Origin of the sequence: Flavobacterium sp. CF108 (assembly GCF_900129795.1) — a bacterium.
GTDB lineage: Bacteria > Bacteroidota > Bacteroidia > Flavobacteriales > Flavobacteriaceae > Flavobacterium.
This window is the reverse complement of sequence record NZ_FQWW01000012.1, coordinates 92,837-118,554: the sequence shown is the minus strand read 5'-3', so window position 1 is coordinate 118,554 and position 25,718 is coordinate 92,837. Positions and strand designations below refer to the sequence as shown.

The window sequence follows — 25,718 nt, the reverse complement described above, 5'->3', positions numbered from 1 at the left end:
GTTGCTAAGGTTCTGAGATGCTAAGGTGCTAAGTTTTTTTCTTAGTCCCTCAGAATCTTAGTCCCTTAGAACCTCTAAAAATAAAAAACATGAAAAATCTATTTTCACTATTAAAACTTACCGTATTTACTTTGATTTTGTTTGCGGTTATTTATCCTTTAGCGATTTATGGAATCGCACAATTGGCTCCAAATCAAGGAAAAGGAGAAACGATTTCGGTTAACGGAAAAGTTGTTGGTTATCAAAAAATTGGTCAGAAATTCGATAAGTCGAATTATTTCTGGGGAAGACCTTCAGCTGTTGATTATAATGCTGCCGGAAGTGCCGGAAGCAACAAAGGCCCAAGCAATACCGATTATTTGGCTCTAGTTCAAAAAAGAATTGATACGCTTTTATTGGTTCATCCTTATTTGAAAAAATCTGATATTCCGTCAGATATGGTTACGGCTTCTGGAAGTGGTTTAGATCCGAACATTTCTCCACAAGGGGCTTTGATTCAGGTAAAACGAATTGCTAAAGAAAGAAAACTGGATGAAGCTAAAGTAAAAGCTTTGGTTGAATCTAAAATTAATACTGCTGTTGTAGGTCCTGAAACAGTTAATGTTTTAGAATTGAATGCGGCTTTGGATCAATTGAAATAATACGTTTTAAAAACCTGCCGGGTTTGACAAACTGATTCGCTCATTTTTGTCATTGCGAGGAACGAAGCAACCTCACTAACAATTATACATAAAGTTGATTTTGTAAATGTGATTGCTTCGTTCCTCGCAATGAGAAATCGAGACGTTGATCTACTAAACTTATAATTATACCTACAAGGTTTTGAAAACCTTGCAGGAAACAAAAAATCCTTTTTACCCCAAATTTCCTAGCCCCGATAGTAGTGGAAATCCTTTTATGCCGGGGTTCGGCACAAAAGATTGAAACGGATAGCGGGATTAGCTCCTAAAAAATCTACTAATAATTTAATTAAGAGGATGAGATTGCTTCGTTCCTCGCAATGACAAAATGAAAAAAATAATACTTACTGCTTTAATCGCTTTTGGTTTTAGCAATTTACACGCACAAGAAGAATCAAAAAGTCCGTTTACGTTTTCAGGATATATAGACGCTTATTATAGTTATGATTTTGCAAAACCGGAAGATCATACGCGCCCGGGATTTTTTTACAGTTATAATAAAAGCAACGAGGTAAACCTAAATTTAGGTATGGCAAAAGTGAATTATTCGAAAGAAAATATTCGAGGAAATTTTGCCTTAATGGCGGGAACTTATGCCGAATATAATATGGCTGCCGAGCAAGGTTTATTGAAAAATGTTTACGAGGCAAATGTTGGTGTAAAGATTTCAAAAAACCATAATTTATGGATTGATGCGGGAATCATGCCTTCACATATTGGTTTTGAAAGTGCGATTGGAAAAGACTGCCAAACCTTGACGAGAAGTATTCTTGCTGAAAATTCTCCTTATTACGAAACGGGAGTTAAAATTGGTTATACTTCTGAATCTGGAAAATGGTATTTGGCGGGTATGTACTTAAACGGCTGGCAGAGAATTGAAAAAGTCGAAGGAAATCAAACACCTGCTTTTGGAACTCAAGTTACATACAAGCCATCTGATCGAGTTGTTTTAAACTGGAGTACTTATGTTGGAAATGAGCAGCCGGATATTGACAAAAAATGGCGTTATTTTAATAACTTTTACGGACAATTTAAAGTAACAGAGAAAACAAACGTAACAGCTGGTTTTGATGTTGGATCACAGCAATCAGCTAAAAGCAGTAATAAATACGATACTTGGTTTTCGCCAGTTTTGATTCTGCAATACAAACCAACAGATAAAATTCAGCTTGCAGCACGCGGTGAATATTATAGTGATGAAAAAGGTGTAATTATAGCAACTGAAACGCCAAATGGTTTTAAAACTTACGGATTTTCAGCTAACTTTGATTACTTAGTTACTGATAATGTTATGTTTAGAATTGAAGCGAGAAATCTTTCAAGTAAAGATGAAATCTTCACAAATAAAGATAATCTTCCAACGGATACAAATACGTTTGTAACGACTTCCTTGGCGATTAGTTTTTAGAGGAATATTTCTTGCCACAGATTACACAGATTAAAAGGATTTTTTAATCGCTTTGTGTAGATTTATTTGCCACGAATTACACAAATTTTCACGAATTATATTAAATAAAAATTTGTGCAAATTTGTGTAATTCGTGGCTTAAAAAAAATCCTTCTAATCTGTGTAATCTGTGGCTTAAAAAAAACTTTGTGACTTAGCGCCTTCGTGGCAAAAAATATGGAAAACGAAAATAATAACGCACAGCACTTTCTCGATTTAATTCAGAAATCACGAAAGGGAAAGTTTAAAATCTACATTGGAATGAGTGCCGGTGTGGGCAAGACTTTTCGTATGCTTCAGGAAGCGCATTCGTTATTGAAAAACGGAATCGATGTAAAAATTGGCTACATCGAAACGCACATGCGAAAGGAAACTCATGAATTATTAGCGGGTTTACCTATAATTCCGAGACGGACTATTTTTTATAAAGGAAAAGAACTGGAAGAATTAGATGTTCAAGCCATAATCAATCTTCGTCCAGAAGTAGTTATTGTTGATGAATTAGCACACACTAATGTTGAAGGAAGCAAAAATGAAAAACGCTGGCAGGATGTTTTAGAAATTCTGGAAGCGGGAATTAATGTGATTTCTGCGGTGAATATTCAGCATATTGAGAGTTTAAATGAAGATGTAAAACGTATAACAAACATTGATGTTCAGGAACGCATTCCGGATAATGTTTTGCGATTGGCAGATGAAGTCGTCAATATCGATTTAACATCTGAAGATTTGATTGCGCGTTTGAAAGAAGGAAAAATTTATACTCCGGATAAAATTCAGACGGCTTTAACGAACTTTTTTAAATCGGAACAAATTTTACAACTTCGAGAACTGGCTTTGAAAGAAGTAGCGAGTCAAGTCGTTCGAAAAGTTGAAAATGAGGTTCCGAACCTTCATGCTTTACGACATGAAAAATTGTTGGCGTGTATTAGCAGCAATGACAAAACGGCTAAAATTGTAATTAGAAAAGCAGCACGACTGGCCAGTTATTACAACGGATCGTGGTATGTTTTGTATGTGGAAACTCCGCAGGAAAGCAGTACGAAAATTGCTTTAGATAAACAGCGACATTTAATTAATAACTTTAAACTTGCCGTACAATTAGGCGCGGAAGTAATTAAATTAGAAAATAAAAATATTGCCAATGCGATTTTAGCAGCCGTAGAAGAAAAACAAATTACAACTGTATGTATCGGGAAACCGCATTTGAATTTATTTAAAGTAATTTTGTCTACAACAATTTTTAGGCGTTTGCTAAACAAACTGTCTCTATCAAATGTTGATCTTGTTATTCTGTCATAAAATTTTCTAACCATTAAGACATTAAGTAAATAAAGACTATGCTTATTTTCTCATTCAAAGTTTCATTAAGTAAAAACTTAATTTACTTAATATCTTAATGGTTCAAATAAAAAACTTGTTTTTAAATAAACGTCATGAGAATTAAAACCAAATTGAATCTGGGAGTTGGATTGTTATTTTTAATGATCATTATACTTTCGTTAGTAAGCGGTTATTCTGTTTTTTTGATAAAAGCAGACACAGAGAATATTCTGAAAGCGAATTATAATACGCTGGAATATTCCCGAAATATGATTTTGTCTTTGGACGAAATTAAAGCGAGCCCTGATAGTAAGATTCATGTTTTCAAGGAATATCTTGAAAAACAAACACAAAATATTACCGAACCTGGAGAAAAAGAAGCAACTGCAAGTCTTGAAAAAAGTTTTGCTCTTTTAGAAAAAAACGGGTCTAACGAAGCTTTAAAGTCACAGGTTAGACAGGATATTTTTGCTATTATGAAATTGAATCTGGATGCCATAAAACAGAAAAGCGATATCGCCAAACATACGGCTGAAAATGCTAATTTATGGATTGCTATTGTGGGAACTTTATGCTTTTTAATTGCTTTTAATTTACTGATCAATCTGCCCAATAATATTGCCAATCCAATAAAGGAATTAACACTAAGTATTAAGGAAATTGCCAATAAAAATTATTCAGAACGTGTTCATTTTACGAGTCATAGCGAATTTGGAGATTTGGCCAAATCGTTTAATACGATGGCGCAGAAACTTCAGGAATATAACGACAGTAATTTGTATAAACTCTTTTTCGAAAAGAAACGACTGGAAACTTTAATCAATAATATGAACGATCCTATTATTGGTCTGGACAATGAAGGAATAGTTTTGTTTGCCAATGATGAAGCACTTAAAATTATTGGTTTAAAATTGGAAGATGTTATTGGTAAATCAGCTTCTACTCTAGCCTTGTCAAATGATTTGATTCGTTCTTTGATTTTAAAAGATGATGTCGACGCTCCTAAAAAACAACCGCTTAAAATTTATGCGCACGGAAAAGAAAGTTATTTTGAAAAAGAAATTCTGAATATTACTATAATTCCAACAGGTGAAGAAAAAGAAATCAATATTGGTGATGTTATTATTCTGCGAAATATTACACTTTTTAAAGAATTGGATTTTGCTAAAACCAACTTTATTGCAACGGTTTCGCACGAATTAAAAACACCAATTGCGTCTATAAAATTAAGCCTTCAATTGCTTGAAAATGGTAAAACAGGCGACATGAACGATGACCAGAAACAATTGGTCGAAAGTATAAAAGATGATAGTCAGCGATTGTTGAAAATTACAGGTGAATTGCTTAATCTATCTCAATTAGAAACTGGAAATATTCAGCTGAATATCGAAAAAAGCAATCCCCATGAAATTGTAAATTATGCTGTTGAAGCTGTTAAAGTTCAGGCTGATCAAAAACAAATTAAACTTTTAATTGATGCTGATGAAAATCTGCAAGATGTAAAAGCCGACAGCGAAAAAACAGGCTGGGTTTTGATTAATTATTTGTCGAATGCGATTCGGTATTCTTCTGAAAAAAGCACGATTATCATCAAATTAAAAAAAGAAAACAATCAAATCGTCTTTCAGGTTATCGACACCGGAAAAGGAATTGATACAAGATATAAAGACAAAGTTTTTGATAAATATTTCCAGGTTCCGGGAAGCCAAAAATCCGGAACGGGATTAGGTTTAGCGATAAGCAAAGAATTTATTGAAGCCCAAAACGGAAGCGTTGGTGTTGAGAGTAATTTAGGATTGGGAAGTACGTTTTGGTTTTCGTTGAAGGTTTAGATTTTTTTTGCCACAGATTTCACAGATTAGAAGGATTTTTGAATGACCTTGTCATTTGTCTGCCACGAATTACACGAATTTGCACGAATTAAATTTAAATAAAAAATACAAAAAAGAGCCGAAGGCTCGATCTATATTGTAGGGCTGGATTTCAATCCAGTCTATTAAACAATATGTACCGAGCCTTCGGCTCTTTTGAATTATGGATCTATTTTTTAACCGGATTGAAATCCGGCCCTACAATATGAATCGTCCCTTCGGGACTTAAAAAATGTGTGAAATATTTCTTTAGAATTTTAGAAAACATATTTAACATTTTTGTTTATCTAATTGCGATTGTCAGTCTGAGCGAAGTCGAAGACCTTTTTTACGTATTCGAAGTATTATTCTTAATCTCCCTAACTTCTCTTTTTAATTCTAAAAGCAAATCCTTCATTGCTCCCGTTTCTGTCATTTCTTGTTTTTTATCCGAACGGCCAATGTTACATTCGTATTCCCAAATCTCCAAAATATCAGAAGCTTTCACTTCATAATTTGGATAAAAACTATTATCCGATTCTAAAACCAAGGCGTTCTTTTTGTTTTTATTGAGACGCTTATATACCATTCCTTCATTCTTAGTGATAAGAATATAGGTTTTACCATCCATCACCTCTCCCAGCTTTTCCACATAACGGCCAATAATAATAGAACCATCTTCGTGTGGAGGCATTGAATCACCTTCAACAGGAAATCCGCGATGTTTTCCCGGTCCTAAAAAAGGAAGTGTAATCTGCTGTAAACTTTCAATATATTCAGGATCAGCATATCCGTTTAGATAACCTGCTTTTGCTTTTTGAGATACAATTTCAATAAAGTTTTCTCCAAAACTATCCACTTGAATGGGTAAAATAAGTCGATTGCCTTCCAGTTTTATCAAATTTTGCACATCAATTTTGCGTATATCGACAGATAATATCAAATCAATACTCATATGAAAATATAAGGCAATTTTCTTTAAAATATCATACGGTGCTTCCGAAGTTCCATCTTCGTATTTAACGTATCTTCCTCTGGTAATGCTAAGGTTCTCAGCTAATTTCTCCTGAGATATTTTATGCTTAACCCTCAATGCTCTGATGTTATCTGAAAATAAGGACATAATTAATTTGTTATAATTTGGAACAGCAAATATATAAAAAAATGTTATCAACTGTACTAATTTTGCTTTATACAAAAAAACATTTTTTTGAAGTGATTATGAAATTGAGAAATATAAATACCACAAGATCAATAGAATTGTACATTCCGGATGTAAGTTCAAAAGTAATGCTGCCTTTTTTTGACGTTGGTATCAGCGCAGGTTTTCCTTCGCCTGCTGATGACTTTATCGAATTATCGATTGATCTCAACAAAGAATTCATCAAAAATAAATACACTACTTATTTTGCCAGAGTTAAAGGACATTCTATGAAAAATGCAGGTATCAATGATGGCGATTTATTGATTATTGATAAAAGTCTGGAACCTCAAAATAATAAAATTGCTGTTTGCCAAATTGATGGAGAATTTACCGTAAAACGTATCAGAATAGAAAAAGACATCATCTGGCTTATTGCCGAAAATGAAGATTATCAGCCTATAAAAGTAACTCCCGAAAATAATTTTGTGATTTGGGGAATTGTAATTCATAGTATTAAAACTTTTTGAGTTGTCAGTCTGAGCGAAGTCGAAGACCTTTTATACGATAAAGCCCTTCGACTTCGCTCAGGGTGACAAAAGAGAAATAGAAATAAAAAAACACATTCAGAAAATGTTTGCTTTAGTCGATTGTAACAATTTTTATGCTTCTTGCCAAAGAGTATTTGAGCCAAGTTTAAGAGGAAAACCTATCGTTATTCTCTCTAACAATGATGGCTGCGTTATTTCGCGTTCTGATGAAGCTAAAGCGCTGGGCATACCAATGGCTATTCCTGCTTTTAAATATGAATCTGTTTTTAAAGAAAAAAACATTTTTGTTTATTCTTCAAATTATCCGCTATATGGAGATATGAGCAATCGGGTCATGAACCTGCTTCAAACTTATACTCCCGAAATCGAAATTTACAGTATTGATGAAGCTTTCCTAAAATTTTCAGGTTATGATTTATTTGACCTGAATACGCTGGGGTTGAAAATGCGAAAAGAAGTCACTCAAGGAACAGGCATTCCTGTCAGCATAGGTTTTGCGCCGACCAAAGCTTTGGCTAAAATGGCGAATAAAATTGCCCGAAAATTTGCAGATCGTACGCAAGGTGTTTATTCTATTGACTCTGAAGAAAAAAGAATTAAAGCGTTAAAGTGGACTAAAATTGAAGACGTGTGGGGAATTGGAAGAAAGCACGCCAAACGGCTTAAATTGAAAAAAATCAATACAGCTTATGAATTTACTGAGCTTCCTGATGCTTGGGTAAGAAAAGAAATGTCTGTAGTTGGGCTTCGGCTAAAACATGAATTAGAAGGGAAACCAACTTTAGGTTTAGAAGAAGCCACAGATCGTAAAATGATTGCCACTACGAGATCTTTTGAAAAAAGGTATACTACTTTTGAAGAAATATCGGAACGAATCAGCACGTTTACAGCTTCTTGCGCTGAAAAATTAAGACGTCAGGAGTGTCATTGCAATATGGTAACTGTTTTTATCCAGACTAGTTTTATAAAAAATGAAGAATCGCAATATTCACGAAGTATTACCATCACTACTGATTTTCCAACCAATTCGACAATAGAACTTAACGAGGCTGCACAAAAAGGATTTAAAGCTATTTTTAAAAAAGGCTATCGTTATAAAAAAGCGGGTGTAATTGTAATGGGCTTAACTCCAAATAGTGAAACACAGCTTAATTTATTCGAAACTTCAAATCCTAAACATCAGCCTTTAATGAGTGTAATTGATAAAATGAATCAGAGTTACGGTAATAATAAAATTAAATTCGGCGTACAGTCGTTAGGGCGGCAATGGAAAATGAAGCAGAACAGATTATCTCCCAAATTCTCTACTTTGCTCAAGGATGTTATTACGGTTAAAGTTTAAATATAAACAACAGAAAAACAATCGGTTTTACGTTATATAAAGATGAAAAATACGGAATATGCCATAGTCGATATTGAAACCACAGGCGGGAACGCCAGTGGCAGCCGCATTACAGAAATTGCCATTATTATTCATGACGGCAAAAATGTACTTGATCGTTATGAAACACTCGTTAATCCAGAGCAGGACATTCCTCCTTCTATTTTTGGATTAACAGGTATTAATAACGAAATGGTGGCTAATGCACCTATTTTCGATGATATTTCAGATAAAGTATTAGAAATGCTTACTGATCGTGTTTTTGTTGCTCATAATGTAAACTTCGATTATTCATTTGTTCATCATCAGTTGGAAAAAGCGGGTTTTAAATGGTCTGCAAAAAAGCTTTGTACCGTTCGCGCAGCCAGAAAAATTAAACCGGGTTTAGGTTCTTACAGCTTAGGAAATCTCTGCAACTCCTTAAATATTGGTTTAGAAAACAGACACCGCGCGGGCGGAGACGCAGATGCAACTGCTATTTTATTTTCGCTTTTACTGGAATGGGATGATGCGGGAGAAATCGATAAAATGATCAAAAAAACGGCACAAGACCAACGTTTACCACCGAATCTTCCACCTGATGATTTTAATAATTTACCCGAAAAACCGGGCGTGTATTATTTTTATAATCAGCAGAAAAAAGTGATTTATGTGGGGAAAGCTATCAATGTAAAAAAACGTGTGGCTTCGCATTTCAGCGGTAACAATATTAATCCGCAAAGGCAGCATTTTTTAAGGGATATTCACGGAATTTCTTTTGAAATCTGCGGTACCGAATTAATGGCCCTTTTATTAGAATGTACCGAAATCAAAAAACTCTGGCCAACTTACAACAGGGCCTTAAAACGCTTTGAAGCGAAATTTGGAATCTACCAATATGAAGCCCGAAACGGTTATAAATATCTCGCCATTGGAAAAGTGAGCAAATTTCAGATCTGCATTCATGAATTTAACAGCCAATATGATGGAATTAATTTATTGAGAAGTCTGGCCGAGCAGTTTGAAATCGATCATAGATTCTGCAAATATACAAGGCTCGAAGAAGGAGAACTTTTTCAAAATAATGAAGTAAAAGATCTGCCTGATGTTTTGCTTCACAACGAGCAAGTTGACAATGCTATTGATTTTTTATTGACTAACAGGCCCACTTTTGCTATTATAGATAAAGGAAGATCAAAGGATGAACGCAGTTGTATTTGGATTGAAAACGGACATTTTCATGGTATGGGATATATTCCGTCAGATATTTCGATTCATGATCCGTTAGAAGTAAAAAACTATACTGAACCTTATAAAAGTAATCAATATATCGAGCATTTGATTTTTGCTTACGCAGAAAAACATCCGGGTAAAGTGTTCTTTAACAAACAGTTCCTGAAATAAGAATATTAAATCAATCTAGATTAAATGCTTAATAATCAGTAAATTTAATAATACAACTAATTAAATGTACCATGAAAATAGCAACATATAATGTAAACGGAATCAACGGACGCCTGCCTGTATTATTACGCTGGCTTGATGAAGCTGCTCCAGATATTGTGTGCCTGCAGGAATTAAAAGCGCCACAGGATAATTTCCCACTTAAAGCGATTAATGATGCCGGTTACAATGCAATTTGGCACGGACAAAAGCAATGGAACGGTGTTGCAATTCTTGCCCGAAACATGGAAATTGAAGAAGTAACGCGGATTCTTCCGGGAGATGATGAAGATGTACAAAGTCGTTATATCGAAGCTTTGATTAATGGAATCGTGATTTCCTGCCTGTATCTTCCAAACGGAAATCCTCTGCCGGGACCTAAATTTGACTATAAACTGAAATGGTTTGATCGTTTAACTGAACGCGCACAAACATTATTGGATTTAAAAATCCCTGTAATCCTAATTGGTGATTTTAATGTTATGCCAACAGAATTAGATGTCTATAAACCAGAAAAATGGGTTAACGATGCGCTGTTCAGACCCGAAGTTCGAAAAGCTTTTGGTGCTATAGTTTCGCAAGGTTGGACAGATGCGATTCGGAAATTATATCCTGACGAAAAAATTTACACTTTTTGGGATTATTTTAGAAATGCTTACGAACGAGATGCCGGTTTAAGAATTGATCATTTTTTACTGAGTCCGCAAATAGCTTCAGCATTACGTTCGGGCGGCGTTGACCGTCATGTGCGAGGCTGGGAAAAAACAAGTGATCATGCTCCTGTTTGGATTGAAATTGACAAAAAATAAATGGAAAATGACATTATTTAACGACACCGAGTTATTTACCGCAGGTTTGGCAGGAAAAAAAGTATTTGACATCCCTGATTCTGAATTGATTTTGATTGATAATTTCTTCACTAAAGAAGAATCTGATCGTTTTTATGAAAGACTGCTTCGTAAAACGAAATGGAGAGAATACGAAATGGAAATTTACGATAAAACTTATACGGTTCCCAGAATGATTGCCTGGTATGAAGATAAAGATAATCCCGGAGCAGACCCAAAAGGCCCCGACTGGAATTACGAATTACTAACGATTAGAGGCCGCGTAGAAAAAGAAACACAGCTGGATTTTAATACCGTTTTACTTAATTTATACAGAGATGGAAATGACGGCGTGAGCTGGCACAGCGATAAAGAACACAATACGGGACCAAACCCGGTTATTGCTTCGGTCACTTTCGGAGAAACCAGAATGTTCAGGCTTCGTCATAAATTCAACAAGGAAATTCCGCAGGTCGAAATTCCGCTGCACCATGGATCTTTTTTATTGATGGCAGGAACAACAAATAGTTTTTGGCAGCATCAGGTTCCTAAAACGGCACGGAATGTTTTACCCAGAATCAACCTTACTTTTAGGCAAACCAAACGTAATGTATGATTTATAATCAATTCAAAATGAGTTTTTTCACCATTTAATAACGATGAGGAAAATTCTGTCGAAAAAAGTTAAAATACTGATTGTATGAAGGTTTTATTAGGCAGACCCTTTCTTTTTTACTAGTTTTGCAACCCTTTTTTAAAATATAATACCAAAATGGCTTATTCAAACAATGATTTATCGCGTTTCTTAGATGCGCAAAATAAACTTTATCTTACTGCCCTGGCTGAGATCAAAAAAGGAAAAAAAGAAACACACTGGATGTGGTTTATTTTTCCTCAGATTAAAGGATTGGGTACTAGTGATACTTCAAATCTTTATGCGATTGCCGATCTAAAAGAAGCTTCAGAATTTCTGGAGCATCCTATTTTAGGAAAACATCTTATTGAAATTTCTGAAATCTTATTGACTTTTAAAAGAAAATCAGCTGACGGAATTTTGGGCGATTTAGATGCTAGAAAATTACGTTCTTCAATGACGCTTTTTTCAATGGCCGAAAATACGAATCCTATATTTCAGGAAATTTTAGATGCTTTTTTCTCTGGAGAATCAGACCCGCTTACTATATCTATTATTAATTCAACTATAAAATCATCTACTGAAACTGTTGTTATATAGTTTATAACACTCATAGATTTTTACGTATAAAGGCACTGCATTATGTAGTGCCTTTTTTGTTTTTATCTGCTGCGTTTTTGCCATCAAAACACGAAAACATAAAGTTTTATATTTGGTATTCTATTTAGTTTTACCTTGCATAAAAAAACCAAATCATGACCGAAAAAATCAAAACCCTTCAAATTATTCACCTTGCCATTTGTGCAGGAACAATTGTTGCTTATTTCTTTTTAGGTGAACTTTCAGTCGAAAAACTAAATATTCCCAATATTGATTCATCGTCATTGGTGTATGTTTTTATTCCTGTTTTAGCCTTTGTTTTGAGTACTTTTTTATTCAAATCACAATTAAAACAAATTGACCCAAAACTAAAAACCGAAGACAAATTACCCATTTATCAGACAGCATCGATTATGCGATGGGCAGTTTTAGAAGGCGCTGCTTTTTTAATCTTATTTTTAAAACCAGATTTCGTGTTATTCGGAATCCTTATTATTATATATCTTATTTTCTTAAGACCTACAGAAGAGAGAATCAATAACGATTTAAAAGAACTTTGATTCTTAATACATAAAATACCAAACCACAAAGAAAAATAAACCTTTGCGGCTTCGCGAGATTATCTAACTTTTTTTCTCTTTATTCTATCTTCTTGCCTCTATTCTCTTAAGCAGCGAAATTTCACGAAATAGAATTTGATTCTCGAAATATAACAGCGTATCAAAAACATAAAATGCCCAAAATGCTTTGTTTTTCGGGCATTTTTTTATGTGGCATACGTATTGGTTTCTTACAAATCAATTAACATTAAACCACATGAATTATGAAAAAATCAATTTTTATTTTATGCTTCATTTTTTTTAATTACACTGTTTCGAAAGCCTGTGACAAATGCGGAACTTACAATAATAGTGACTTTAAGATAAAATCGGCCACAATTACTCATAAAGCAGATTTAGGTATTACGGTTTGGGATATTAAGGTTGAAGGAACTGCCGGAAAAACAATGCCTAAACCTGTTGGACAATTAAACGGAGCTCCCGTTTTGGCTTACGTTTTTCCAACCACTTTAAAATCATCTGATATTGGTTTCGGTCAAGCCGAAGGAATCGTAGCACTTGCCCTGACTTCACATCCTGATTTTGAAGATACTCCGCTTTGGGATGAAAATCTGGACGGAAATTATCTTAACGACGGATTGGTTTGGCATGCTCATTGGGTTCTTTTAGTTGAAGATAAACGTGTTGCGGGCGGACTTTCTGTTAGGGAATTTACAAAAGGTGATCCTAATGTCATTTTACCTCCAACAAATCCCGGAATGGCAATGTATATGGACAGTCCCGGTTTTAATATCGTTTCTAAAGGAAATTCAATAAAAGTAATTGTTCCCAATTTTAGGATCAATAACAAAACTAATTTCAAGTTTGATGCTGTAAGCTGTTATATGGAAGTCAGCACTGGTGCCGGTGGTTCACATGAAGGAGAAGGAAAAAAACCAATGCTGGGCGTTTACAAAGTTTATACCGTTGCCAGCGGAAATCTATCCCTTCCTTATTCTGTTAAATAAACTCGCTTTACAAAAGTTTTTTCCCACGGTTCTAACGGATTAAACGGGTTTTCACTGGTTATTTTAATTCAATCGCATAGTTTTAATAAAACAGCGTAAACCCGTTTAATCCGTTAGACCGGTGGGCATATTCATATTTTTTTTGAGGAATTTTATTTTATTTTTGGTTATAATTTGTTGCACAAAAAAGCGCCTTGAGATTATCAAGGCGCTTTGGTATTTTTTAGAGTTTGAAACTTGAAACCTCAAACTTGAAATAAAAACTTTATTTTTTTGGTTTTGTTAAGTAGTAAACCGGAATTCCAGTTAGCATAATTAAAACTCCCCATCCGCAGGTTGAGAATTTTGTGATTAATAATGAAACACAAATTGCCGCTGCTATTATAATATATAACATTGGTAAAAATGGATATCCGAAAGCTTTATAAGGTCTCTCGGCATCTGGCATTTTTTTACGCAAAATGAAGATTCCGTAGATTGTTAGAATATAGAAAATCAAAACAATGATGATTACGAAATCTAATAAATCACCATATTTTCCAGTCAAACATAAAGCCGAAGCCCAAATACATTGTGCCCAAAGCGCCCAAGCAGGAACGCTTGATTCGTTTAGAACAGCAGCTTTTTTAAAGAACAAACCATCTTTTGCCATTGTATAATAAACTCTCGCACCAGCCATGATTAATCCATTGTTACAGGCAAAAGTCGAAATCATAATCATGATCGCAATAATCAATGTTCCTATATTCCCGAAAATATATTGAGATGCTACAACTGCTACACGATCAGATTTTGCTGTTGCGATTTCGTCTAACGGAATTACAGCCAAATACATAATATTTGTTAAAACATAAATAATCGTTACAATAAAAGTTCCCAGAAATAAACTGAAACCTACGTTACGTTTTGGATTTTTAATTTCTCCGGCAATAAAAGTAACTCCGTTCCAGGCATCACTTGAAAATAACGATCCAACCATTGCAGCAGAAATTCCTGTAATTAAAGCTGTTCCGCCAATTGGCAGCCAAGAACCCGTTTCTTTATCAAACGAACGTGTATTCCATGCATCAGCCCAGTTGGCATCCCAAACCGAAGCTTTTGCTGCAAGCGTTAATCCAAAAACAATTAATCCCAGCAATGATAAAATTTTAATAATCGTAAGAACGGTTTGAAGAATTTTTCCGTTTTTAACCCCGCGGCTATTAATATAAGTCAATAAAATAATAGTGAAAATCGATACTAACTGCGCTGCATTTAATTTGAAAGAACCTATTTCATAAAGTATATTTTCATCACTAAAAGGTTCGTATAAATAAGCAGCAAATTTTGAGAAAGCTACTCCAACCGCTGCAATTGTTCCGGTTTGAATTACGGCGAAAAAACTCCAACCGTATAAAAAGGCAATTAATTTGTTGTAAGCTTCTTTTAAGTACACATATTGTCCTCCGGCTTTTGGGAACATAGCACTTAATTCGCCATAACTTACGGCTGCGATAATGGTAATTAATCCTGAAATCAGCCAAATTAAAGTAAGCCATCCGGCAGATCCTACTTGTCTGGCGATATCGGCACTTACAATAAATATTCCAGATCCAATCATAGAACCAACTACAAGCATGGTTCCGTCTAATAATCCTAGTTCTCTTTTAAAGTGTTCTTGGTTTTCTTCTTGCATTTTTTTGGTTTTTGGGTTGGTTAAAGATATACTTTTTTCTGAAATTTTAGATTATTAAAAATTTATAACATAATCAGCCTCTTGAGTATAAATTTGAATTAAGTCTGCAGATAGTAATAAAAACAATCTGAAAACTACATAATAATTAATTATTTCTAAAACAATTATTTTATCAAATCTTGTTTTATAATAGTATTCCTTTAAATTAAAATAATATTAATACTTTAGTTACTAAATACTGCTTTTTAAAATGTAAACATTTTTTATAGATTAATTTTATTTTAATATTAAATCACATTATGAGCCTTACATTAAAAACCAAAATCGACGCTATTAAAAACGTCTGTCCTACAATCGAAGATTTTCTAAAAAAGGGTTTTGATCAGGATTATGCTGAACAAATAAGTTCTGATTTTTCAATTTCAATAAAACCCAATGCTGTATTTCTAGAAAATGCAGTTTTATTGGAGCAATTCAATAAAAATGTAAATTTTAAAAATTTTTCGTTTTTAGGTTTTACACTAAAAAATCATGAAGATCATAAAGATTTCGTTAGTATTGGTTTTCGTGATTCTGAGTTATTAATTGTAATAAAAGAAACCAATGAAATTGCTTTATTAGATGAAGAAAATTTTGAAATAATGAATTATATTTCAAAAGATTTTGAGTCATTCCTTGATCTAATTTCAATTTTAGTATCTTATGATAAAGTTGGTTTTTTAGGCGATAGCTACACTTCCGAAATAAAATCTGAAACACTAAATAAGGTAAGAGAAATACTGTCTGATCAAAAATATTTTTCTTTTTTTTCTGAAACAATTGTCGGAATTAAATAGAATTATGCCTTATAATCGGGGATTTAAACACAAATTCAGCGAAAAAAATAATAAATTAAAGCATTCAAACTTAAATAAAACTGCATCGTGGATTTGAATTTTAGAGAAAAACTTATTAATCAAATTGCACAAGATAAAATTGATTTCAAAATAGGATTACAACTTCTGCTAGATGATGATCAGTATGACTTTCACAGTCTTTTTATCACTTTGAATAATTATATTATTAATGCTATTCCAAACAAAACCGATTACAATTCAGAAGCTTATCAACTTGCTATAAATACTATTCCGTTAAAGCCAACTTATACTCCAATTGTACTTCTTAAAACTTATCCAACAAAAATTGCATTACAAAAGTTAGTTCTTCTTCCTGAATCTGAAAATAAAAAACGATCACATCAATGCTTTGGATTTTTAAAATAACAGATACAGAAAGAAGAAATACAGAATGCAAAAATGGCTGTGGTCATTTTTGGCATGAATTCGAATTTTAATATTCATAATTTAAGCTACATACTATTTTACAGCTTTTTTACATTAAACAAAAAATCATTCTTTACTATAACATTTTTCATCAAATAAAGTAATAATCAAATGATATTTTTAAATTAACAATTATTTAAAACAAACATAAAATTTTAATTATCAATTGTTTAAATTTAAAATATAAAAATAAATAAGAAAAAAACAACCGCTTGTAAAAAGATACATATTTTTTACTAAATTTGGTTAAAGACTCAATAAGTCTTAAAATTTAAGTATTTTTATTAACAATTGTTTATTTTTAACCTTTAAAATAGTCAGCCTCAATACTATTTTAAAAAGAGAAAATCATACAAGCTTGATATAGACCGGATATTAATATTAACCTACTAATATGAAAATCATAGACAAGATTCGATCTTTAAAGAGCTTTCGTCTGCCTAATGTTTTTATTTTAATTTTGATCGTTTTTATTTCGTGTGCATTGTTAATCTGCATCAATTTTTTTACGATCAAAATATTATCTGCTAACAGGGCATATGTAAACGGAGAATCTCATTACTCTAAAGGACAAAAAGATGCTTCGCTCCATCTTATTACCTATTTATATAATAAAGATCCACATCAGTATAAATTATATTTAGAAGAACTAAAAGTGCCTCAAGGCGACGGAATTGCCAGAAAAACTCTTATAAAGGCCGGTGACAATAAAGTAGCAAGACAGGGTTTTACAATTGGTCGAAATCATAAGGATGACTTAGACGATCTTGTTTGGTTATTTGTGAATTTTAAAAATGTTCCTTTTTTGGCTAAAGCAATTCATGAATGGGAAGAAGGAGATGCTTTAATCGAGAAACTTTTTATCATTGGAACCCAAGTTAATGCTAAAATCCAACATAACACCTTAACTCATGCTGATCAAATAAAATTTCTTCATCAAATAAGCAGTATTAGTGCTAAACTTACTATTAACGAACGAAATTTTTCAAATACGCTGGGAGAAGGAACTCGTAAAATCAAAAACCTGCTTATCATTACTAATATTATTTTCACTTTAATAATCATTTTAAGTGTTTGCTCTTATTATTCGATAATGGTAAAACGTTTAATTGTTTCAAAAAAAGAAATTGAGGTTAAAAATGAAAATCTAATTTTAGCCAATAACGAGTTAGACCGTTTTGTATATAGCGCTTCGCATGATTTAAGATCGCCTATAACTTCTTTAAAAGGCTTAATAGAAATTACTCAATTAGAAGATGATGTTGATCAAATAAAAGATTATCTGCATTTGATGTATCAGAGTCTTGCTAAGCAGGATCAATTTATCAGTGATATTATTGACTATTCTAAAAACAAACGGAAACAGATTATAATGGAACCTGTAAGCTTGCAGGAGATATTCAATGAAGCCATTTCGCAATTGATGCATATCGAAAATGCCAGTAAAATAACTTTTAAACAGGAATTATTAGTGGACCAAATTGAAAGTGACGGCCTGCGTTTAAAAATCATTATCAGCAATTTACTTTCTAACGCTATCAAGTATGCGGATAATACTAAACAAGAAATGTTTATTTCGATTAAAACTTATATCCATGAAGGTTTTAATAAAATTGAAGTTTCTGATAATGGAATTGGGATTAATGACGACTGCAAGGATTATATTTTTGAAATGTATTTTGGAACAAACAAAAACAAAGGCTCAGGATTAGGGCTTTACATCGTTAAAGAAGCTGTAGAAAACATTAAAGGAAATATTTCGGTATTTTCTGAAAGCAATATTGGAAGCAAATTCATTGTAACAATACCAACTTCATATGGAGCTTAAACCTTTATTTCTATTAATTGATGATAATTTGATTGATCAGCTTGTTACCAGAAAACTGCTGAAAAAAGTTCTGGATATAGATCAGATTTTTGTTGCCAATAATGGCCTTGAAGGTTTGCAGTGGATTATTAAAAATAAAAAAATCTGCCATTCCTTAATTATCTTATTAGATATCCAGATGCCAATAATGAATGGCTTTGAATTTCTGGATATATTCGAAACACTAAACGAAGAAATCAAAAATGAAATTCAGATTTTCGTAATGTCTTCAACTCTAGATCAGGAAGAAATTAAGCGTATAAAAGATAATATATATGTGAAGGATTTTTTAAATAAACCTTTTCCGATCGAAGAGTTAAAAAAACAACTTACCAGTAAATTTTTATTCTAGAATACGATTTATTTGCGAAAAGGCTCTTTGATAATACGCTTCTTTAGTTGAAGAGATCATAACGCCTCCATGTGTTGAAGAATGCACAAATTTGATTTCGCCATCAGTATTTTCAACGACCATTCCTACATGATTAATCTGGCGCCTTCCATTGGTTTTAAAGAAAATTAAATCTCCTTTTTGCGCTTCTGTAGTAGCTACTTTTGTCCCAATGCGAGATTGCTCGATAGAGCTTCTTGGCAGTTTTATATCAAAATTTCCATAGGTGCAAAACATTAAACCAGAACAATCAAAACCTGCTTTTGTAGTTCCGCCAGAACGATAACGGGTTCCTATATTTTCTGTAGCGTTTAGAATTAACTGGTCAATTAAATCAGAGTGATTGCCATTATAAACAAAAGTTGAATCTTTTTTAATCACTGTATTGTCTGCAATTTGAGTTGTAGTTTCAGTAGTCGGATTTTCTAATTGAGTCGCTGGAGAACTTACTGCATTTAATGCATCAGCTTTTTCTTTGGTTGTCCTTATTTTTAAAACGTATCCAACTGGAAGTTTTCCTTTAATAAACGGATTTTGGCGTTCTAATTCTTTTACCGTTATGCCATATTTCTTGGCTATCGCATATTTTGTTTCCTTGGGCTGCACTTCAACAACAACTTCAACATCTGCTGCAGGATTAATTTCTGGTTTTCCTCCATCAGCTTTAATTACATTTTCTGAAACTGTCACAGAAGTGTTATTTGGTTTCAAATCAGCTCCTGGGGTATTATTAGTAACAGTTTTTTCAGCAGCCTGAGTTTGTGCAGCAGAAGCATCCTTTATATTCTGATTTGCTTTTTCTGCTGAAGTGCGGATTTTTAACATGTAACCCACCGCTAATTTCCTTTTAATAAAAGGATTTTGGCGCTCTAATTCTGCAACTGTTATTCCGTATTTCTTGGCTATTGAAAATTTTGTTTCCTTAGGCTGCACTTCAACAATAATTTCTCCTTCTGCTGCCGGAATAATTTCTGGCCTTGCTTCATTCGTCTTAATTGTATTTTCTGAAATTACCGGCTTATTAGACGGAATATTCAACTGCTGTCCTATTTTTAGCCCTTCAGTTTCTAACGTTGGATTTGCTTTTTTCAAATCATCAACAGAAACATTGTATTTTTTAGCGATTCCCCAAAGTGTTTCTTTTTGCAAAACTTCGTGAGAACCAGAAGTATTATTTGCAATTGTTTGAGGAGTGTTTTGTGAAGGTTTTGCGTTTTTATTCGGAATTAATAAAATCGAATTGAGTTTTAAAACTTTAGGCGCATCCGGATTTGCTTCTTTAATATCTTTAGCTTTTAATCCGTATTTTTTAGCAATTACAGTAAGGTTTTCTCCTTTTGAGATTTTATGTTTGATAAATTTTTCCTGAGAAAAAGCGCCAACACTGAAAAAAAACAATACTATAATTAATCTAAAAACCATATTTACCTATTCAAAGTTTATTACTCCTTTTTTAAGTTTAGATAATATTTTAAACTCAAAAAAGCGCGAATATATTACCTAAAAAGGCGAATTTAACTCTTTAAAGCACAAAAACCATTTTTTTTAACAATTAATTTACTTCAAATTAACAAGAAAACCTCCACTTCAACCTTAACTTCTAGTCTATCTGGCAATTGCATTTTCTCTTCTTTATGGTACTTTTTAATATAATTTTCATGTTGAAACATTTTGCGCCAGCTCAAATAGTAGTGGCATCTTTTACTCTTTTCTTTAAAAAGTAAAAGATATAGTGGATCCCGAATTTTCGAATAATAGCTTTTAAATAAAAAACGCCCTGTTTTCACAGAGCGTTTTTAGTATATAATTAATCTTTAATATTAAGCTTTTCCGGCTGCGATTAAGTTTAATGCAGAACCTGCAACGAACCATCCAATTTGTCCGGCGTTGTAAGTATGATTGGCCAAGATAATATCTTTTGTGCCATCTGCATGAACGAATTCTAATGTTAATGGTTTTCCCGGGGCAAACTCAGTTAAATCAGTAAAATTGATTGTATCGTTCTCCTGAATTTTATCATAATCTGCTTCGTTTGCAAAAGTTAATCCTAAAAGACCTTGTTTTTTAAGGTTTGTTTCGTGAATACGAGCAAAAGATTTTACCAATACTGCTTTAACGCCTAAGAAACGTGGCTCCATAGCCGCATGTTCACGAGATGAACCTTCACCATAGTTATGATCTCCCACAACGATAGACGGAACTCCAGCCGCTTTGTATGCACGTGCAACAGCAGGAACAGCATCGTATTCTCCTGTTAATTGATTTTTAACGGAGTTTGTTTTTTGGTTGAATGCATTTACAGCACCAATTAACATATTGTTAGAAATATTATCTAAGTGTCCGCGGAAACGCAACCATGGTCCAGCCATAGAAATATGGTCTGTTGTACATTTTCCGAAGGCTTTGATTAATAATTTTGCACCTGTAATGTTTTTACCATCCCAAGCATCAAACGGAGCTAATAATTGCAAACGCTCTGATGCAGGATTTACTACAACCTGAACACCTGAACCATCTGCTGCCGGAGCCTGAAAACCTGGATCTTCAGCATAAAAACCTTTGGCAGGCAACTCGTCTCCTGTTGGAGCATCAAGCATTACTTCTTCCCCATCTTCGTTGATTAATGTATCTGTTAATGGATTGAATCCTAAATCACCAGCAATCGCCATTGCAGTTACCAATTCTGGAGAACCAACAAAAGCTAATGTATTCGGGTTACCGTCTGCACGTTTTGAGAAGTTACGGTTGAAAGAGTGAACGATCGTATTTCTTTCTTCTTTTTCTGCCCCTTCTCTATCCCACATACCAATACATGGTCCGCAGGCGTTGGCAAAAACAGTCGCTCCAATTTTATGAAAAGTATCAATAAATCCGTCTCTTTCGATAGTTGAACGAACTACTTCAGAACCCGGAGTAATAGTAAACTCAGCTTTTGTTTTTAAGTTTTTATCTGCAACTTGTCTTGCTAAAGAAGCTGCACGAGAAATATCTTCGTAAGAAGAATTGGTACAAGATCCTATCAAACCAACCTGAATTTGTAATGGCCAGTTGTTTTTGATTGCTTCTTCTTTCATTTTAGAAATTGGAGTAGCTAAATCTGGCGTAAATGGACCGTTTAAGTGCGGTTCTAATTGAGATAAATTGATTTCGATAACCTGATCAAAATATTTCTCTGGGTTTGCGTAAACTTCTGGATCTCCAGTTAAGTACGAAGCTACTTTATCTGCAGCCTCAGCAACATCGGCTCTGTTTGTAGAACGCAGGTAACGACTCATAGAATCATCGTATCCAAAAGTTGAAGTTGTAGCTCCAATTTCAGCACCCATGTTACAAATAGTTCCCTTACCAGTACATGACATAGAAGTTGCACCTTCTCCAAAATACTCAACGATTGCTCCAGTTCCTCCTTTTACAGTAAGAATACCGGCAACTTTAAGAATAACGTCTTTTGGAGCTGTCCATCCTGATAATTTACCAGTTAATTTTACTCCAATTAGTTTAGGAAATTTAAGTTCCCAAGCCATACCAGACATTACGTCTACAGCATCGGCTCCACCAACACCAATGGCTACCATTCCTAAACCACCTGCATTTACAGTGTGAGAATCGGTACCAATCATCATTCCGCCAGGAAAAGCATAGTTTTCAAGTACTACTTGGTGAATAATTCCAGCTCCCGGTTTCCAGAAACCAATTCCGTATTTATTAGAAACCGACGACAAGAAATCGAAAACTTCGTTACTTTGTGTTTTTGCTCTCGCTAAATCGGTTGCAGCGTCTACTTTTGCCTGAATCAAGTGATCACAGTGAACCGTTGTAGGCACTGCCACTTTAGATTTTCCGGCGTGCATAAATTGTAATAATGCCATTTGAGCAGTTGCATCCTGACATGCAACACGATCTGGTGCAAAATCAACATAATCAACTCCTCTTCCAAACGCCTTAGTTGGATCTCCATCCCAAAGGTGATTGTATAAAATTTTCTCCGTTAAAGTAAGTGGACGACCAACAATCTCGCGTGCTTTGTCAACACGACCCGGCATGTTCTCATACACTTTTTTAATCATTTCAATATCAAAAGCCATAAGTTATAATTGTTTTTGTTTTTTTTATTTTGAACATGACAAGTTACAAAAAATAGAAGTGACAGAAAAGAAAAAGCCCGAGTTTATCACTCGGGCTTTTAAAATATTAATAATCGTAAGATTACATTACTAATGATTTATTTGAAGGCGCAAACTTAGTCAAGTTAATACCGTCTACAGCTGTTGTATATTCAGCTAATGTTGGGGTTCTACCTAAAATTGTAGATAAAACTACAACCGGAGTTGAAGAAAGTAATGATTCTCCTTTTTTACCATCAGCATCTTCTACTACTCTTCCTTGGAAAAGACGAGTTGAAGTTGCCATTACTGTATCTCCTTTTGCTGCTTTTTCCTGATTACCCATACAAAGGTTACATCCCGGACGCTCTAAGTATAACATGTTTTCATATTCAGTACGTGCCGCACCTTTTGGAGCATTATCGTCGAATTCGAAACCTGAGTATTTTTGTAAAACTTCCCAGTCACCTTCAGCTTTAAGCTCATCAACAATATTATATGTAGGTGGCGCAACAACAAGCGGAGCATTGAATTCAACTTTACCATTTTGTGCTTCTACGTTTTTCAACATTTGAGCAAGGATTTTCATATCTCCTTTGTGAACCATACAAGATCCGATAAATCCAAGATCTACTTTTTTCACTCCTCCGTAAAAAGAAAGAGGTCTGATGGTATCGTGCGTATATCTTTTAGAAACGTCAACGTTATTTACGTCTGGATCAGCAATCATTGGCTCTGCAATCAAATCAAGATCAACTACAACTTCAGCATAATATTTAGCGTTTGCATCTGGAGTTAAAGCTGGTTTCTCTGCAGATTTAATCTCTGTAATTCTCTTATCAGCTTTATTGATTAATCCTTGAAGAACACGTTTTTCATTATCCATACCTTTATCAATCATGATTTGGATTCTGCCTTTTGCAATTTCCAATGATTCAATTAAAGTATCATCTTCAGAAATACAGATAGAAGCTTTTGCTTTCATCTCTGCAGTCCAGTCTGTAAATGTAAATGCCTGATCCGCGGTAAGCGTTCCAATGTGAACCTCAATAATTCTTCCTTGGAAAACATTTTCTCCTCCAAATTGATGAAGCATTTGTGCTTGTGTAGCATGAACCACATCACGGAAATCCATGTAGCCTTTCATATCTCCTTTGAAAGTCACTTTTACAGATTCTGGAATTGGCATTGAAGCCTCACCAGTAGCAAGAGCAAGAGCAACAGTTCCTGAGTCAGCACCAAAAGCAACACCTTTTGACATTCTTGTATGAGAGTCACCACCAATAATGATAGCCCACTCATCAATAGTAATATCGTTAAGTACTTTATGGATAACGTCTGTCATTGCATGATAAACACCTTTTGGGTCACGAGCTGTGATCAAACCAAAATCGTTCATGAATTTCATCAATTTTGGAATGTTTGCCTGCGCTTTTTTATCCCAAACCGAAGCAGTGTGACAACCTGATTGGTATGCACCATCAACGATTGGTGAAATTACTGTAGCAGCCATAGATTCTAATTCCTGCGCAGTCATAAGACCTGTAGTATCTTGTGAACCTACGATATTAACTTCTACACGAACATCAGAACCAGCGTGTAATACTTTACCCGCAGGCACACCAACAGCGTTTCTGTTAAAGATTTTTTCAACAGCTGTAAGACCTTGTCCTTCAATTGAAATTTCTTTTGATGGAGCAAATACAAGCGGAGCTTCAACATTTAAAATTTTTGCTGCTAATGTTTGAAGTTTTTTCCCAAACACAATAGCATATGAACCACCAGCTTTAATGAATTCCATTTTTTGAGGCGTAAATGCCTTAGAAATGTCAATTAATTCCTGGTCGCCGTTATAAAGTTTTTTCTCTTTAATATTGATTGTTAAAACTGTACCTGTTTCAACAGAATAGGTTTGCTCTAAAATTGGTTCGTCGTTTTCATTACGCAAAACGTTACCATTTGCATCCACCTTTTTAACCCAGTTTTTAAGGTCTAAACCAATACCACCAGTTACATCTACAGTTGTTAAGAAAATTGGAGAAATTCCGTTTGTTCCACCAACAATTGGCGCGATATTAACGAATGGAATATATGGACTTGCTTGTTTTCCTGTCCAAAGTGCCACGTTATTTACACCTGACATTCTAGAAGATCCTACTCCCATTGTTCCTTTTTCAGCGATCAACATTACACTTGCATCAGGATGTTGTGCTTGTAAAGCCTTAATTTCTTGCTGTGCTTGAGGCGTAATCATACATTGACCATGTAATTCACGATCTGAACGTGAGTGTGCCTGATTACCCGGAGAAAGTAAATCTGTAGAGATATCACCTTCACCAGCAATAAAAGTAACCACTTTAATTGTATCTGCTACTTCTGGAAGTTTTGTAAAAAACTCAGCCTGTGCATAACTTTCAAGGATTTCTTTTGCAATTGCATTATTATTTTTGAATGCCTCTATTAAACGATCTGTATCTGCTTCATAAAGGAAAACTTGTGTTTTAAGAACTTTAGCTGCTTCTTTTGCAATAGCAGCATCATTTCCTAAAGCTAAATCCAGCAATACCTCTATAGAAGGTCCGCCTTTCATATGTGATAATAATTCAAAAGCAAAAGCTGGTGTAATTTCTTTAACTACAGCTTGTCCAAGAATAATTTCTTTTAAAAACTTGGCTTTTTCACCAGCAGCACTTGTTGTTCCTGGTAAAGTATTGTAAATGAAAAATTTAAGAGAATCTTCTCTATACTCGTTATCTAAATCTTTAATTTGTGCAATAATTTCGCTTAATAATTCAGCACTATCGATTGGTTTTGGGTGAAGTCCCTGATTTTTACGTTCTTCAATCTCTTGGATATAATCCTTATAAATATTCATAATTAAGGCAGATTTATTTTTTTGTTCGCAAATTTAATCATTAATGCGGATAATTAAAAATA

At 33.9% G+C, this 25,718-nt stretch carries 20 protein-coding genes and 1 pseudogene; 16 read left to right on the top strand and 5 right to left on the bottom strand.

The genetic code is table 11. The features are described 5' to 3' along the window. Positions 1-89: 89 nt before the first annotated feature. The 4 genes from BUE10_RS23365 to BUE10_RS23350 all read left to right on the top strand — a co-directional run bounded on the left by BUE10_RS23365 (position 90) and on the right by BUE10_RS23350 (position 5,282). On the top strand, positions 90-641 hold the full coding sequence (locus tag BUE10_RS23365; protein WP_073489501.1) for a K(+)-transporting ATPase subunit C: 552 nt from the start codon (positions 90-92) through the stop codon (positions 639-641). A 367-nt stretch (positions 642-1,008) separates the two neighbouring features. Continuing rightward, positions 1,009-2,088 (top strand): porin, encoded by a 1,080-nt coding sequence (locus tag BUE10_RS23360; RefSeq protein WP_073489499.1) that lies wholly within the window; start codon positions 1,009-1,011, stop codon positions 2,086-2,088. Between the two features lie 216 nt (positions 2,089-2,304). After that, on the top strand, positions 2,305-3,429 hold the full coding sequence (locus tag BUE10_RS23355; RefSeq protein ID WP_073489497.1) for a histidine kinase: 1,125 nt from the start codon (positions 2,305-2,307) through the stop codon (positions 3,427-3,429). 134 nt (positions 3,430-3,563) lie between these two features. After that, positions 3,564-5,282, top strand: a complete 1,719-nt coding sequence (locus BUE10_RS23350; RefSeq protein ID WP_073489495.1) for an ATP-binding protein — start codon at positions 3,564-3,566, stop codon at positions 5,280-5,282. A gap of 367 nt (positions 5,283-5,649) precedes the next feature. Here BUE10_RS23350 and BUE10_RS23345 read toward each other — a convergent pair whose 3' ends face one another. Then, complete coding sequence (locus tag BUE10_RS23345) at positions 5,650-6,423, bottom strand: XRE family transcriptional regulator (RefSeq protein WP_073489531.1); 774 nt, start codon at positions 6,421-6,423, stop codon at positions 5,650-5,652. A gap of 98 nt (positions 6,424-6,521) precedes the next feature. On the opposite strand from BUE10_RS23345, the gene BUE10_RS23340 reads away from it, so the two are divergent. From BUE10_RS23340 to BUE10_RS23305, 8 genes are all read left to right on the top strand, one after another. After that, positions 6,522-6,971: a LexA family protein gene (locus tag BUE10_RS23340; RefSeq protein WP_091291050.1), complete on the top strand. Its 450-nt coding sequence runs from the start codon at positions 6,522-6,524 to the stop codon at positions 6,969-6,971. A 103-nt stretch (positions 6,972-7,074) separates the two neighbouring features. Next, entirely contained in the window at positions 7,075-8,334 is a 1,260-nt protein-coding gene (locus tag BUE10_RS23335; protein ID WP_073489493.1) for a Y-family DNA polymerase, read from the top strand. A gap of 42 nt (positions 8,335-8,376) precedes the next feature. After that, on the top strand, positions 8,377-9,756 hold the full coding sequence (locus BUE10_RS23330; RefSeq protein ID WP_073489491.1) for an exonuclease domain-containing protein: 1,380 nt from the start codon (positions 8,377-8,379) through the stop codon (positions 9,754-9,756). Positions 9,757-9,827: 71 nt separating this feature from the next. Next, the gene (gene xth, locus BUE10_RS23325; RefSeq protein WP_073489490.1) at positions 9,828-10,604 is read left to right on the top strand and encodes an exodeoxyribonuclease III; all 777 of its coding nucleotides are present in this window, start codon (positions 9,828-9,830) and stop codon (positions 10,602-10,604) included. Between the two features lie 7 nt (positions 10,605-10,611). Then, positions 10,612-11,238, top strand: a complete 627-nt coding sequence (locus BUE10_RS23320; protein WP_073489528.1) for an alpha-ketoglutarate-dependent dioxygenase AlkB family protein — start codon at positions 10,612-10,614, stop codon at positions 11,236-11,238. Positions 11,239-11,394: 156 nt separating this feature from the next. Then, complete coding sequence (locus tag BUE10_RS23315; RefSeq protein WP_073489488.1) at positions 11,395-11,856, top strand: DUF1810 domain-containing protein; 462 nt, start codon at positions 11,395-11,397, stop codon at positions 11,854-11,856. A gap of 155 nt (positions 11,857-12,011) precedes the next feature. Next, positions 12,012-12,416, top strand: coding sequence for an MFS transporter (locus BUE10_RS23310; protein ID WP_073489486.1), 405 nt, complete (start codon positions 12,012-12,014; stop codon positions 12,414-12,416). 263 nt (positions 12,417-12,679) lie between these two features. Then, positions 12,680-13,423, top strand: coding sequence for a hypothetical protein (locus BUE10_RS23305; RefSeq protein ID WP_053472283.1), 744 nt, complete (start codon positions 12,680-12,682; stop codon positions 13,421-13,423). A gap of 265 nt (positions 13,424-13,688) precedes the next feature. Here the strand turns inward: BUE10_RS23305 and BUE10_RS23300 are convergent, their stop codons facing one another. Next, entirely contained in the window at positions 13,689-15,098 is a 1,410-nt protein-coding gene (locus tag BUE10_RS23300) for an APC family permease (protein WP_073489484.1), read from the bottom strand. A 299-nt stretch (positions 15,099-15,397) separates the two neighbouring features. Between BUE10_RS23300 and BUE10_RS23295 the strand changes: the two genes are divergently transcribed. From BUE10_RS23295 to BUE10_RS23280, 4 genes and pseudogenes are all read left to right on the top strand, one after another. After that, the gene (locus BUE10_RS23295; protein WP_073489482.1) at positions 15,398-15,934 is read left to right on the top strand and encodes a hypothetical protein; all 537 of its coding nucleotides are present in this window, start codon (positions 15,398-15,400) and stop codon (positions 15,932-15,934) included. An 87-nt stretch (positions 15,935-16,021) separates the two neighbouring features. Then, positions 16,022-16,431: pseudogene (locus BUE10_RS23290) on the top strand (DUF5958 family protein). Positions 16,432-16,814: 383 nt separating this feature from the next. Beyond that, positions 16,815-18,248 carry a sensor histidine kinase gene (locus BUE10_RS23285; protein ID WP_073489478.1) on the top strand — a complete coding sequence of 478 codons (1,434 nt, stop codon included), beginning with the start codon at positions 16,815-16,817 and terminating at the stop codon, positions 18,246-18,248. Further along, positions 18,238-18,639 carry a response regulator gene (locus BUE10_RS23280; RefSeq protein WP_073489476.1) on the top strand — a complete coding sequence of 134 codons (402 nt, stop codon included), beginning with the start codon at positions 18,238-18,240 and terminating at the stop codon, positions 18,637-18,639. Before BUE10_RS23285 ends, BUE10_RS23280 begins: the two co-directional genes overlap by 11 nt. Here BUE10_RS23280 and BUE10_RS23275 read toward each other — a convergent pair. The 3 genes from BUE10_RS23275 to BUE10_RS23265 form a co-directional block, all read right to left on the bottom strand. After that, entirely contained in the window at positions 18,631-20,100 is a 1,470-nt protein-coding gene (locus tag BUE10_RS23275) for a C40 family peptidase (RefSeq protein WP_073489474.1), read from the bottom strand. The genes BUE10_RS23280 and BUE10_RS23275 overlap by 9 nt on opposite strands. Positions 20,101-20,498: 398 nt before the next feature. Continuing rightward, on the bottom strand, positions 20,499-22,763 hold the full coding sequence (locus BUE10_RS23270; protein WP_073489473.1) for an aconitate hydratase: 2,265 nt from the start codon (positions 22,761-22,763) through the stop codon (positions 20,499-20,501). 121 nt (positions 22,764-22,884) lie between these two features. Beyond that, positions 22,885-25,656, bottom strand: coding sequence for a bifunctional aconitate hydratase 2/2-methylisocitrate dehydratase (locus tag BUE10_RS23265; RefSeq protein ID WP_073489471.1), 2,772 nt, complete (start codon positions 25,654-25,656; stop codon positions 22,885-22,887). Between the last annotated feature and the right edge of the window lie 62 nt (positions 25,657-25,718).

Coding starts and splice junctions, on each gene's coding strand:
- BUE10_RS23365 (WP_073489501.1), top strand. CDS start 90: ATGAAAAATCTATTTTCACTATTAAAACTTACCGTATTTACTTTGATT.
- BUE10_RS23265 (WP_073489471.1), bottom strand. CDS start 25,656: ATGAATATTTATAAGGATTATATCCAAGAGATTGAAGAACGTAAAAAT.
- xth (WP_073489490.1), top strand. CDS start 9,828: ATGAAAATAGCAACATATAATGTAAACGGAATCAACGGACGCCTGCCT.
- BUE10_RS23315 (WP_073489488.1), top strand. CDS start 11,395: ATGGCTTATTCAAACAATGATTTATCGCGTTTCTTAGATGCGCAAAAT.
- BUE10_RS23295 (WP_073489482.1), top strand. CDS start 15,398: ATGAGCCTTACATTAAAAACCAAAATCGACGCTATTAAAAACGTCTGT.
- BUE10_RS23305 (WP_053472283.1), top strand. CDS start 12,680: ATGAAAAAATCAATTTTTATTTTATGCTTCATTTTTTTTAATTACACT.
- BUE10_RS23350 (WP_073489495.1), top strand. CDS start 3,564: ATGAGAATTAAAACCAAATTGAATCTGGGAGTTGGATTGTTATTTTTA.
- BUE10_RS23285 (WP_073489478.1), top strand. CDS start 16,815: ATGAAAATCATAGACAAGATTCGATCTTTAAAGAGCTTTCGTCTGCCT.
- BUE10_RS23310 (WP_073489486.1), top strand. CDS start 12,012: ATGACCGAAAAAATCAAAACCCTTCAAATTATTCACCTTGCCATTTGT.
- BUE10_RS23280 (WP_073489476.1), top strand. CDS start 18,238: ATGGAGCTTAAACCTTTATTTCTATTAATTGATGATAATTTGATTGAT.
- BUE10_RS23300 (WP_073489484.1), bottom strand. CDS start 15,098: ATGCAAGAAGAAAACCAAGAACACTTTAAAAGAGAACTAGGATTATTA.
- BUE10_RS23345 (WP_073489531.1), bottom strand. CDS start 6,423: ATGTCCTTATTTTCAGATAACATCAGAGCATTGAGGGTTAAGCATAAA.
- BUE10_RS23335 (WP_073489493.1), top strand. CDS start 7,075: ATGTTTGCTTTAGTCGATTGTAACAATTTTTATGCTTCTTGCCAAAGA.
- BUE10_RS23340 (WP_091291050.1), top strand. CDS start 6,522: ATGAAATTGAGAAATATAAATACCACAAGATCAATAGAATTGTACATT.
- BUE10_RS23275 (WP_073489474.1), bottom strand. CDS start 20,100: ATGGTTTTTAGATTAATTATAGTATTGTTTTTTTTCAGTGTTGGCGCT.
- BUE10_RS23270 (WP_073489473.1), bottom strand. CDS start 22,763: ATGGCTTTTGATATTGAAATGATTAAAAAAGTGTATGAGAACATGCCG.
- BUE10_RS23330 (WP_073489491.1), top strand. CDS start 8,377: ATGAAAAATACGGAATATGCCATAGTCGATATTGAAACCACAGGCGGG.
- BUE10_RS23320 (WP_073489528.1), top strand. CDS start 10,612: ATGACATTATTTAACGACACCGAGTTATTTACCGCAGGTTTGGCAGGA.
- BUE10_RS23360 (WP_073489499.1), top strand. CDS start 1,009: ATGAAAAAAATAATACTTACTGCTTTAATCGCTTTTGGTTTTAGCAAT.
- BUE10_RS23355 (WP_073489497.1), top strand. CDS start 2,305: ATGGAAAACGAAAATAATAACGCACAGCACTTTCTCGATTTAATTCAG.